The 11,911-nt window shown below is 43.3% G+C and carries 9 protein-coding genes and 1 other annotated feature; of the genes, 3 read left to right on the top strand and 6 right to left on the bottom strand.

Translation table 11 applies throughout. From position 1 onward, the window contains the following. Positions 1-72 precede the first annotated feature (72 nt). Positions 73-1,200: a bifunctional chorismate mutase/prephenate dehydrogenase gene (tyrA, locus tag OCV56_RS02800; protein ID WP_086712457.1), complete on the top strand. Its 1,128-nt coding sequence runs from the start codon at positions 73-75 to the stop codon at positions 1,198-1,200. Between the two features lie 142 nt (positions 1,201-1,342). Here tyrA and OCV56_RS02805 read toward each other — a convergent pair whose 3' ends face one another. The 3 genes from OCV56_RS02805 to ettA form a co-directional block, all read right to left on the bottom strand. After that, on the bottom strand, positions 1,343-2,353 hold the full coding sequence (locus OCV56_RS02805; protein WP_086712458.1) for a M23 family metallopeptidase: 1,011 nt from the start codon (positions 2,351-2,353) through the stop codon (positions 1,343-1,345). Between the two features lie 50 nt (positions 2,354-2,403). Further along, on the bottom strand, positions 2,404-2,772 hold the full coding sequence (locus tag OCV56_RS02810) for a PilZ domain-containing protein (protein ID WP_086712459.1): 369 nt from the start codon (positions 2,770-2,772) through the stop codon (positions 2,404-2,406). A 90-nt stretch (positions 2,773-2,862) separates the two neighbouring features. Further along, positions 2,863-4,530, bottom strand: a complete 1,668-nt coding sequence (ettA, locus tag OCV56_RS02815; RefSeq protein WP_017056147.1) for an energy-dependent translational throttle protein EttA — start codon at positions 4,528-4,530, stop codon at positions 2,863-2,865. Positions 4,531-4,793: 263 nt separating this feature from the next. Between ettA and sltY the strand changes: the two genes are divergently transcribed. Together sltY and trpR are read left to right on the top strand one after the other, a co-directional pair. Next, positions 4,794-6,743, top strand: coding sequence for a murein transglycosylase (gene sltY, locus OCV56_RS02820; protein WP_086712460.1), 1,950 nt, complete (start codon positions 4,794-4,796; stop codon positions 6,741-6,743). Between the two features lie 172 nt (positions 6,744-6,915). Then, complete coding sequence (gene trpR / locus OCV56_RS02825; RefSeq protein WP_048615039.1) at positions 6,916-7,209, top strand: trp operon repressor; 294 nt, start codon at positions 6,916-6,918, stop codon at positions 7,207-7,209. A 126-nt stretch (positions 7,210-7,335) separates the two neighbouring features. Here the strand turns inward: trpR and yjjX are convergent, their stop codons facing one another. From yjjX to pheA, 3 genes are all read right to left on the bottom strand, one after another. Then, a complete protein-coding gene (gene yjjX, locus OCV56_RS02830) occupies positions 7,336-7,857 on the bottom strand; it encodes an inosine/xanthosine triphosphatase (RefSeq protein WP_086712461.1) in 522 nt (173 codons plus the stop codon). Further along, positions 7,820-10,198, bottom strand: a complete 2,379-nt coding sequence (locus OCV56_RS02835; protein WP_086712462.1) for a putative bifunctional diguanylate cyclase/phosphodiesterase — start codon at positions 10,196-10,198, stop codon at positions 7,820-7,822. Before OCV56_RS02835 ends, yjjX begins: the two co-directional genes overlap by 38 nt. Before the next feature lie 316 nt (positions 10,199-10,514). Beyond that, complete coding sequence (gene pheA / locus OCV56_RS02840; RefSeq protein ID WP_086712463.1) at positions 10,515-11,690, bottom strand: prephenate dehydratase; 1,176 nt, start codon at positions 11,688-11,690, stop codon at positions 10,515-10,517. A gap of 12 nt (positions 11,691-11,702) precedes the next feature. Beyond that, positions 11,703-11,824 (bottom strand) — a sequence feature (Phe leader region). Positions 11,825-11,911 lie beyond the last annotated feature (87 nt).

Consider the following 11,911-nt stretch of genomic DNA (forward strand, 5'->3'; position numbering starts at 1 on the left):
ATTGGGGCATTTTAAGATCTGTTACTAGCAAAATCTGGGTTAGTACGGGCTTATAGATTAGTAAGGAATAAAATGGCCGTTGAACTGAACGAATTACGCGACCAAATCGATGCTGTCGATAAACAAATGCTGGATTTACTTGCTCAGCGATTGGCTCTAGTAGAGAAAGTCGGTGAAGTAAAAAGTGAACATGGTTTACCTATTTATGTACCAGAGCGCGAAGCGGCAATGCTGGCATCTCGTCGTCAAGAAGCCGAGAAAATAGGGGTTCCACCACAGCTCATCGAAGATATTTTGCGTCGTACTATGCGTGAGTCTTATGCCAGTGAAAAAGATTCTGGCTTTAAGTGTCTTAATCCAGAATTACGTTCAGTGGTTATCGTTGGTGGTAATGGTCAACTTGGTGGCTTGTTTGGCCGTATGTTCAAACTTTCTGGCTACGAAGTGAAAATTCTTGGCAGCCAAGATTGGGACAGAGCTGATGAGATTTTAGATAACGCTGGTCTTGTGGTAGTTACCGTTCCAATTCACCTAACGGAAGGTGTAATTGCAAAGCTGGGTAACCTACCAAGCGATTGTATTCTTTGTGATTTAACATCAATTAAGTCAAAACCGCTACAAGCAATGATGAACATGCACCAAGGCCCTGTGGTTGGTTTGCACCCAATGTTTGGCCCTGATGTACCAAGCCTAGCGAAACAAGTGATTGTTTACAGTGATGGTCGTGGTTCTGAAAACTACCAATGGCTACTGAATCAATTTGGCATTTGGGGCGCAAGCCTGTGCCAAATGGACGCTGCTGAGCATGATCATGGCATGACCTTGATTCAAGCACTGCGCCACTTTACCTCTTTTGCTTACGGCCTACACCTAAGCAAAGAGAATCCGAATATCGACCAGCTTCTGAAGCTAAGCTCGCCAATCTACCGACTTGAGATTGCGATGGTTGGCCGTCTGTTTGCTCAAGACCCGAACTTGTACGGAGACATCATTCTGTCTTCAGATGAGAACATTGAGATGATTCGACGCTTCCACAGCTGTTTCGGAGAAGCTCTAGAGATCTTGGACGGAAAAGATAAAGCCAAGTTTGTTGATAGCTTCAACCAAGTGAGCGATTGGTTTGGTGATTACTCTCAACAATTCTTGCAAGAGAGTCAAAGCTTGTTAAAACAAGCGCATGACTCGATTCACCGTGGCTAAGTACGGTTTGAAATCATAAAAAAGAGCGACCATTTGGTCGCTCTTTTTTATCTAATTCAGGAATTAAAAGCAGTTGGCCTACAGTAGTCTAAAAGCAATTAGATCATCATAGGCCAAACCAATAGGTCTTAGTAATTAACAACTAGTTAGTCGTGATAGGTTTCTTATTATCTTCACTCGATACGGTATCGATGGTTGAGCTAATGTAAGGCACGTTAGTCAGGTTGATCTGCAAGCGAACCACATTATCAATCAGTTGAACCAGTGGACCCCACTTAACCTTCTTCTCTTTCTCGAACACGTAGTTGAAATTCTCAGGTGTCCAATCCATCAAGTATTGAGGGTTCAATGAACGACCAAGGAAGCGTACTTCATAATGCAAGTGTGGGCCTGTTGAGTTACCTGAGTTACCACAGCTAGCAATCACATCACCTTTACTCACAAACTGTCCGCTACGTACTTTGAACTTCTGTAGGTGCGCATAAGAACTCATGAAACCAAACGAGTGACGCATAGTAATAAAGTTACCGAAGCCTTTTTTACTTGGACGTACCGTTTCAATGACTCCATCTGCGGGCGCTACAATATCTTCACCACGTTTACATGTTAGATCGATACCAGTATGTACATGGCGTTTACCTGAAATAGGGTTAGTGCGGCTGCCATAAGAAGAAGAGATGCGTTGATAAGCCATCGGGCTGTCGTTTGGAATCAAACGGAACATTGTGGCTCTTACCGCCGAATCGACTGCAGCCGCATCAATGCGCTCTTCTAAAGAAACATCATCGGTAAGCAGTTCTTCATCAGCAAGACCGAGTACTGATTCCACATCGAATACACGTTTACCAAGCAGTTGAATCGTGCCCTCTTTCTCTGTCAGTGTCTGCGATAGCGAATGGTTGGTTTCTATTTGCTCAGCATAAAGAAATTCTGTTTGTTCTTTTTCAACAATCAGTGTTTCAATCAACTGTTGGGCATCACCCGCTTGCAGTGCGAGTTCTTGTTTACTCTCGAAGTGCATGTACGCTGCTCCGCCAATCAGTAGCGGTACTGAAAATATCGCAGTGGTGCACATGAGGACGGCTTTTCGGCCGAAGTAAAACGTCTGTTCCCCCTGACTAGAGGGAATAGTGATGGAAATTTTTTTAGACATGGTTCTGTATTAACTAAATGCTTCTAATAGACAAATGGGTAACGGAGATATCACTCACTACCTAAGTCGGTAAGGTGTTCAATCTCTCGATAAAGCAGTTCATCGTCGCCAACGTTAAGCTCCACAAGGCGCTTAAGGTGACTGATACTATCAATATCTAAATGCTCTATGCGTAAACGCATTGAGGTATTGATGGTAGAGACTATCGTTGCTTCTAACTGAATATTGATATCACTACTTTCGAGCGTAAAATTCACTTGAATAGGGATATCATGGCTAAGTTGTTTTGATTCATTGCATTGAATGAGTAAACCATGGAGCGATAAGTCTTGCACTGAGCCTGCTACATTTACTTGCCCTTGTGAAATTTCAGTCGGAACTTGATAAATAACTCGTGAAAATTGACGTCTTTCAACCATAAGTAATCTCTCTATATCGATGCGTCACACGCAAGCCAGATATATCAAAGGCCGCTATTATCGCGGCCTTTGTTCAAAATACAAGCGAATTTACTTAGCGATACGCTTGTACTTGATACGGTGCGGTTCTGCCGCTTGTGCGCCTAGAGTTTGCTTAAGCCACTCAGTGTACTCAGTATAGTTACCTTCGTAGAAGTTAACTTGACCTTCATCACGGTAGTCTAAGATATGGGTCGCAATACGGTCTAGGAACCAACGGTCGTGCGAGATAACCATTGCACAGCCAGGGAACTCAAGCAGTGCTTCTTCAAGAGCACGTAGCGTTTCAACGTCAAGGTCGTTGGTAGGCTCATCGAGTAGCAGTACGTTACCGCCCGCTTTTAGCAGTTTCGCTAAGTGAACACGGTTACGCTCACCACCAGAAAGCTCACCGATGATCTTCTGTTGGTCGTTGCCTTTAAAGTTGAAACGAGAGCAGTATGCACGTGCAGGGATTTCGAAGTTGTTGATCTTAATGATATCAGCGCCTTCAGAGATCTCTTGGAATACTGTCTTGGTGTCGTCCATGCTGTCACGGAACTGGTCAACAGAAGCAAGCTTAACGGTTTCGCCTAGTTCAACTGTACCTGAATCTGGCTGTTCTGCGCCGCTTAGCATCTTGAATAGTGTTGATTTACCTGCACCGTTGGCACCAACGATACCTACGATTGCACCCTTAGGCATGCTGAATGATAGGTCATCGATAAGAACGCGATCACCAAACGATTTAGTTAGGTTATTCACTTCAAGAACTTTGTCACCTAGACGCTCACCTGGCGGGATGAACAGTTCGTTAGTTTCGTTACGCTTCTGGTATTGGCCAGTTGTCAGTTCTTCAAAACGAGCCATACGAGCTTTAGACTTAGCTTGACGGCCTTTAGGGTTTTGACGAACCCATTCAAGTTCTTTCTCGATAGTCTTTTGACGTGCGCTTTCGCCCGCTTTTTCTTGCTTAAGACGCTCATCTTTCTGCTCTAGCCAAGATGTGTAGTTACCTTCCCATGGGATACCTTCACCACGGTCAAGTTCTAGAATCCAGCCAGCTGCGTTGTCTAGGAAGTAACGGTCGTGGGTAATTGCCACAACAGTACCACTGTAATCAACTAGGAAGTGCTCAAGCCATGCTACTGATTCTGCATCCAAGTGGTTGGTTGGTTCATCAAGAAGCAGCATGTCTGGCTTTTCAAGAAGTAGTCGACAGATAGCAACACGACGACGCTCACCACCTGATAGGAATTCAATTTTCGCATCCCATTCAGGAAGGCGAAGTGCATCAGCAGCGCGCTCTAGAGCAGTTTCTAGGTTGTGGCCGTCTTTTGCTTGAATCAGTGCTTCTAGTTCACCTTGCTCTTTAGCAAGTGCATCGAAGTCTGCATCTGGTTCTGCGTAAGCAGCGTAAACTGCATCGATACGCTTAAGTGCGTCAGCAACGTCAGAAACCGCTTCTTCTACGATTTCACGAACCGTTTTTGATTCGTCTAGTACAGGTTCTTGCGGTAGGTAACCTACTTTAAGACCTTGTTGTGCACGTGCTTCACCATCAATATCAGTATCAATACCAGCCATGATACGTAGTAGGGTAGATTTACCTGAACCATTTAGACCCAAAACACCGATTTTAGCGCCAGGAAAAAAGCTAAGAGAAATGTCTTTAAGAATTTGACGCTTAGGTGGAACAGTTTTGCTCACCCGAGACATGGTATATACGTATTCAGCCATTGCCGATCGATCCTAATTATTGTTCAAAATTGTCTGCTATTTTATACCAATATCCTCAAAGATGTTACTCCTAGGACAGAAAAGCCATTCTTGAACGAATCCTTACTTACTATTGTCACATTGGTTATTAAAACTATATTTAATATGCTTCTTAGATGAAGTGTTAAATATTAATAATATTTACACTCAATTTCTTTACATTTCATGTGATGTCGGGCGTAAATAGATTTCACGTATTCATACACGCACTAAGGAAAGAGCGAATGTTTTTCCGAATTGGTAATACGAAGGTTGCTGTGGCTGCATCGGCAATCTTGTCTTCATTTTCACTGGCTCCGATGGCTTTGGCGAGCAATGCCTCTGAGCTAGAAATGCAGCGTGATGTTTATGATAGAGCGCAAGAGGTTTTAGACAACCGTGATCTAAAAGCTTACTCCGCGCTGCGTAACAAAATTCAAACATACCCTTTAACACCTTACACTGATTATCGAGCCTTTCTGATTGGCTTAGGTGAGCGCACGCCTGCTGAGGTCGATGCTTTTATTGAAGAAAACAAGGCACTCCCATTTTCTAATCGAATGCGTGCGCCTTACTTGGATTCATTGGCTTCTCAAAAGCAGTGGAAGACGATCCTTGAGTTTCAAGCTAAAGAGCCCGTAGGTGAAAAATACCAATGTATCTATTACCGAGCACATTACGAGCAAGGTAATCAAGAGCTCGCCTTTAAAGGGGCTAAACAGCTTTGGTTAAGTGGTAGTGGTATTGATGACGCTTGTGATCCGCTATTTAAAACCTGGGATCAAGCAGGGCTAAGAACCGATGAACTGATTCTGGAGAGGATGCTGTTAGCATTTGAAGGCCGTAATGGTAAGTTAATGAGTTATCTGATTAAGCAATTAGATAACGATGAGTCAATTGCTCAAGCTAAGCAGATGAAGGCGTTGTACAACAAGCCTGAAAATGTACTCGCGTTTGCTAAGAAAAATCCTGCGAATGAATTTAATCAAGCTCAAACCGAATTTGCTTTTGAGAAGTTAGCAAGGAAGTCATCAAGCAGTGCTCAAGAGGTGTTTGACGATGTCATCAAGGCTCAGAAATTCTCAAAAGAGAAATCTCAAGAGCTAGCTGATTACCTAACGTTTCGCCTGATTAACACAGATTCTGAAGAGTTGATGGAGTGGCGAGACGAGATGCTCGCGAATTCATCAAAGCAAGTTTTGCTGGAAAGACGTGCTCGCTTAGCGATTCAGCATGCCGATTGGACGGGCTTGAAAGAGTGGATAGCGCGCTTGGATGATAAACATCAGGCTTCGCTCCGTTGGCAATATTGGCAGGGCAGAGCTGAAATCGCGACGAGCGACACTGATAAAGGCAATAAGCGACTGTCAGATATTTTAGGGAAGCGTAACTTCTATAGTGTTGCGGCTGCAAAGCAGTTGGGTAAACCGATTCAATATCCAACTTCTACGTTGAAATACAATCCAGAAACAGTGAAGCCTTTTAGCACTTCGCTGATTCGTATCGATGAACTGATCACTCGCGATAAAATTGCCGCAGCCAAAAGTGAATGGCGCTGGTTACTGAGCAATGCAGATAAAGAGCAAAAAGAGATGCTTGCCGCTTACGCTGCGACACAGCGTTGGAATCACTTTACTGTCATTGCGAGTATTTCAGCGAAAATGTGGGATAACATTGCGTTGCGTTTCCCGGTCGCTCATAAGTGGTGGTTTAACTTCTACGCAGAGAAGCATGATATTGACCCAATCACTTTGATGTCTCTAGCAAGACAAGAGAGCGCGATGGATTCAGAAGCTCGTTCTCCGGTTGGTGCGCGTGGCGTCATGCAAATCATGCCAAAGACAGCGCAATACACGGCTAATAAGCACAAGATTAAGTACAAGGGTAGCGATGATCTTTACGATGTCGGCAAGAATATCGAAATTGGCAGTCACTACTTAGATGGCCTACTTGCTCAATATGATGATAACCGTATCTTTGCCTTTGCGGCTTATAATGCTGGCCCTAGCCGTGTGAAGCAGTGGCGTTCACGCAGTGATGAAAAGCTCGATGCTTTTGCGTTTATCGAAATGATTCCATTCAAAGAGACTCGGGGGTATGTTCAAAATATCTTGATGTTTGAGACCTATTATCGAGATATCTTGGGCGAGAAAGGGGCGTTTTTAGCACCCCATGAGGTACAAACGAAATACTAAGCCTTCGGCGTTTGACTCGAAACTGAGTCAGAATAAAGGCAGTGAGTGCGAACCATTTCCACTTACTGCCTTTTTACATTGGATCGCATCAAGTGTTTCGGTATAAAGTGTTAAATGCTTTCAATCGTTAAGCGACTCTTCAAAGTCAGAATTTAAAAGTAAGTGTAGAGATATGGCATCACAACCTGAATATGATAATTGGCAACAACTGATGGACTTGGTAAAGACGGCTGTCGAAAAAGATCAGCACGAGCTGTTGTTGACCATGATGATGACACCAGACGAGCGGGATGCTCTGGTTGCTCGAATTAATATCTTCTGTGAGCTGATGAAAGGCGATATGTCTCAACGACAGGTGAGTCAAATGCTTGGAGTAGGCGTCGCGACGATAACCAGAGGTTCGAATGAGCTAAAGGCTAAATCTGAACAAGAGAAAGCCGTGATCGCTGACCTATTGCTTAAGTAATAACAGAGTTAATCCATCACTGATATAGTACGAATACGAATACGAATTCGATAAAAACGCTAACTGGATGTTAGCGTTTTTTGTTTTTGAAGATTGCTCTCAAAGTCTTCGAAGTTAAACGAAGCATTAGATAGGAAAGTGCTCAGGATTTACAAATGGGATCAGCGCTAAAATTAAAGCCTGATGATAAACAGAACTTCGTGACAGTTGATTATGTGTCAGTAGGCCAATCGCCCCACCTTTCTGTTTGATATTGTCGGTACCAAACACTTCATCCATCACATCACCTAACTCGTTTGCATGCTCTAGCTTCTTAAGCACGGCTGGTGGCAGCATCAGGCTTGCTGAACGAGACTCTCCACGTTGACCATTCGCTTCGATCACCATCCACGCAAAGGTGACGTTTTTTTCTATTCCCGCTTCTAGGCCAACATAGAAGTCTGCATTGGGCTGAGCTTGAGCTGCGTTGTGGACACGATTCACGGCACCTTGATAGGTTTCATCATTGCTCATCGGTTGATCGGCGACACCACTAGGGACATTGATGCCTTTGAAATCAAACTCAGTATTCGGAAAAGCAGATAAGAACGCACTTTTAACGGCGTTTATTTTAGCTGGGTTCAGCGATGCGATGATTACAGATTTCATGTGTCAGATTCTTTTTGTTGTCGATTAGATTGAGTTGATGTTGTCGGTACCATTCACTCAACTCTTCTAATGGCATAGGTTTACCAAAGTAATAGCCTTGCAGCATATCGCACTGTGCATCCAGTAACCACTGGTGCATGCCTTGAGTTTCAATACCTTCGGCGGTGACCTTTTTCCCCTGAGCATGACATAACCCGATGACCGGTTTTACTATGTTCTGGTTATCGGTCTCAATTAAGGTATCTAAAAACGCTTTATCCAATTTAATTTTCTGAGTTGGATACTGCACCAGTTGAGTGATAGAGGTGTAACCGGAACCAAAATCATCAATCGCTAAGCGGTAGCCCATGCATGACAGTTTGTTCAGCAGTGGAAAGCCTTCTGAATTTGAGTAAAAGGTTTCGGTTATCTCAAAATCGATAAGGCTAGGTGGGATGCGATTTAACTCAGCGTGTTCTTGAATGAAGTCTGCAAGATCCGTAGTTTCAATGCCAGCAGAAGATAAGTTGATCGACAATTGAATTGAGTGATCAAATTGAGCCTGAAGCCGATGGAATGAAGCAAATGCATTCTCTATTACCCAGCGGTCAACATGTTCGAATAACCCGGTTTGTTCGGCAATTGGAATGAATTCATCCGGTGGAACCAAACCAAGTTGCTTCGAATTCCAGCGTAATAACACCTCAACGCCAATAACATCAGTCCCAGTTGAATCCATATAGGGCATGTAAACGAGCCTGAATTCATCATTAAAATTCTTATCTCTAAGCGCTCGTTCAATGTTTGCTTGGCGCTGAATAGTCTTGTCTAAATCTCGTGAATAGTCAGCAAATTGATTTTTACCGGCACGCTTGGCTTGGTACATCGCGGTATCTGCGTTCGACAGTAGGTTCTCGATCGAATCGCCATCGTTAGGGTAGGTCGCAATGCCAATACTGACTGTAATTGGGAAGGTGCCAGATTCGGTGACAAAGCCTTTTTGCAGTGGAGTCAGTAAATCATTCGAGAATCGATGTGCGATATTTCCTCGGTGACTAGGAGCATTAATGTAGACAACGAACTCGTCACCAGAAAGTCGAGCAGGCATGCAATGAGCGTCGAACTCAGCTTTATAGTGGTGACAAATATCTGAAATACGCTGAGCAAAAGAGACCAGAATCGAGTCGCCGATTTGATGTCCGTATTTGTCGTTCACAAACTTGAAGTTATCCAAGTCAAAGTAGAGAACCCAGGTTTCGGTATTTGAACTCGGTTTTGGCAAAGATTGCTGAACGAAGGTTTGAAACTGATGCCTATTAGCGATTTGGGTTAACTGATCATTTTCAGCTAAGAGCTTGGTTTGCTGGTAGGTGTTATCTAGCTCTTGGTACATGTCATAAAAACGCTGTGATAGGCGGCCAAGCTCATCACGAGAGCCTAAGCGCTCAATGTTCTTTCGTTGTTTTTTTTCTACTTGCTGTAGCTGTCGATCGAGCCGTGTTATCGGAGTAATCACAGTGCGAGAAAGAAGCATAAGTAGTAGAACGACAGTCACAAACGCAGACAGTGCGAATGACAAACTCAGCTTATTCCAAATGGAATTGAGCTTGTTTTCCAACAGGAATTGCGCCGGGTCGACCGTGGCGTACAACTCTGGTGCAAGCTTGACTGAGTGAGTGACATCACTTTCTAAAGAAACCGCTATGGATGTGAAGAACAAGCTGGTTTGGTAGTCGAACTCAATCTGCTTTCTAAGCGCATTAAATTTGTCGAGAGAAACAGATACAACAACAAAGAACGCATCGTTGGGTTGATTGCCAACGGTTGGGGAAATCGCTTGTCGAGCTATCTTTTCATAGTGAACCAACATTCCTTCGCCTTGAGAGTTTTGAATATAGTTGGTACTTGATGTTGCTAGGGTGCTTTGATAATGCTGGTCAACGTACTTCAATATTTTATTGTCAATTTGAGTGCGTGAGTCGTTGCTATTATCCGCGTAATAACGCAGTTTTCGGTCACCATTGAGAAGCGCTAAACCCGTATAGCTTTCATCGTCATCTTGCAGAAAATGTATAGCTTCTCGAAGGTTATTAGCCAATTCAAGATCGCGGGATAGATTTTGGTCTGTGAGAAAGTAACGTTTCACCATGTCACTTTGGGTCAAGGTGTAAGAGTAGCTATTGAGGAACGAACGAGATTGACGAAAGTATCCGGCTAGTTTTTCCATGTTCAGCTGAAGTGCGTTGTCTTCGCGTTTGATGAAGCTGCTTTTCTGCGTCGAATAAATAATATAGCTAGAAGCCGCGGTACTGATCAGTATCACAGGGGTTATCAGTAGTAAGATTTTAGTACTTAGCTTCATAGTTAATGACAACACTATTTATAAATTAAGCGCGTAAGTTTATGTTACTTAATGCTTACTCGCTATTAATTACACGTAGTTCGATGATTTCCTGTGAAGGGGGTAAGATTTTGTCTTTATTGATAAAAAAGCCAGTAATGAGTTTTTTTAGAATATATTGAACGATTGAGGCTGATAGGAGTGTACAGCTAGTGAAATAACCGATTCATATCTCAGGAATACGCGCAGTACGAATTAATTTTACTAGTTGTTGGTTTTTAGCATTTGGCCTACTGTAGGCCAAATGCTTTAGCTAAAAGCTGATATTCGCTCTCAACTATGACAACTTAACTTGAGTCGCTTTGATGTTCTCACTTGGGTAGCAGCCCAACACTTTAAGGTGGCGAGTAATGGCTGTTAGTTCCGTTATCGCTTGTTGCATATTATCCGAATCCAGATGTGCTTCTAAATCGACATAGAACATCTCTTCCCAAGGATTGCCCATAATAGGACGAGATTCTAGTTTGGTCATGTTGATACCTAAGCGTTGTAAGATCAGTAGTGTCTCTACCAAAGAACCCGCTTCTTGGGATGTCGACATGATGAGTGTCGTCTTGGCTGGTATTTGCGTTGATACTTCAACCGGTTTACGTGCTACAACGATGAAACGAGTGTGGTTCTCAGTTTGGTTTGCAATGTTACCTTGGATAGGTTGTAGGCCGTAAAGCTTACCGCTCGATGCATTGCCTATCGCTGCCACATCATCGCCGTCCAGGTCTTTCACCTTTTTCATTGCATCCGCTGTACTTGCGCAAGACTCAAGGCTGACACCTTTAAGGCGACTCAAAAATTCACTGCACTGTTGGTGAGGTTGTGGGTGTGAATAGAGGGTTTTGATGTCTTCTAAACGAATATCATTTTTGGCAACAAGGCAATGCTCAATCGGTTGAGATAGTTCACCAACGATATAAAGCGTTGTGTGTTGCAGTAGGTCGTAGACCTCGTTAATGGAACCTGAACTGGTGTTCTCGATAGGTAGCACACCGTAGTCAGCGTGGCCAGATTCTACCGTTGATGCCACTTCTTTGAAGTGATTGCAGTTCAGTTCAATCAACTCCATATTCTTGCGGCTGAAATATTCACGGCTAGCAAGGTGCGAGTAAGAGCCTTTAGAACCTAAGAATGCAACGCGAGCCAATGGTTTACGGCTTTGCGGGTTCGCAAGATTTTGTAGGTATGACTGTTGCAGTAGGACTGAATCTTCAATGATGGTGTGAAACAGCTTAGTAATGTACTGAGCATCCAATTCGTACTTATCTTTGCCGTTGTTGATCAGTTTAACCAACAGTTGTTGTTCTCTTACTGCATCACGAACTGGCTTTGATGTTTCTACCTTGCTTTTAGCGACTTCGATACTTAGCTTGCGACGCTCTGAAAGTAGCTTAAGCAGTTCGTCATCTAAATCATTAAGACGAAGGCGGATATCATCCAGTGAAATTGAGCGGTCAGTCATAAATGTGTCCTTATAAAAAAGCCTCCCTAGTGTGGGAGGCTTCTTGTTCGTTTTTGACTTGTTTTTCTAAAACGACTTAGCCTCCGATTTACGGAAGAAAAAAGAAGTCAAAAATAAACAAAGATTGAGTTTGCATAAAAAGTGATTGTTTTATGAATGTTTAAACACAATAAGCAAGCGAGCTACGAGCGTCAAGCAAAAAAATAGCGCCCTGAGGCGCT

Source organism: Vibrio gigantis, assembly GCF_024347515.1.
In the GTDB taxonomy this organism is placed as follows: Bacteria; Pseudomonadota; Gammaproteobacteria; order Enterobacterales; family Vibrionaceae; genus Vibrio; species Vibrio gigantis.